Source organism: Citrobacter sp. TBCS-14 (assembly GCF_005280805.1).
GTDB classification, from domain to species: domain Bacteria; phylum Pseudomonadota; class Gammaproteobacteria; order Enterobacterales; family Enterobacteriaceae; genus Citrobacter; species Citrobacter gillenii.
Window position 1 is genome coordinate 1 of sequence record NZ_SZWM01001016.1, and the last position, 263, is coordinate 263.

Consider the following 263-nt stretch of genomic DNA (forward strand, 5'->3'; position numbering starts at 1 on the left):
GGGCCGCTGGCCGGTCGTCATCTCATTAGCGCTGATGGCCGTAAATACCAGAGCGCTGCCTGCGTGGCGATCATTGAGCAATTACGACGCCTTCCAAAGCCATCGACTGAACTTGCAGCGGTAGAAATCACCCTGTACCCGCCGGATGCGCGCCGCCGGGATATCGATAATTACAACAAAGCCCTGTTTGACGCGCTGACACATGCGGGTGTCTGGGAAGACGACAGCCAGATTAAGCGCATGCTGGTGGAATGGGGACCCGT

1 protein-coding gene is annotated in these 263 nt (G+C 57.8%); it reads left to right on the plus strand.

Going from position 1 to position 263, the window contains the following annotated elements; all coding sequences use genetic code 11:
* On the plus strand, window positions 1–263 hold a 263-nt coding region (locus tag FDX22_RS22690; protein ID WP_255433042.1), incomplete at both ends, for a RusA family crossover junction endodeoxyribonuclease.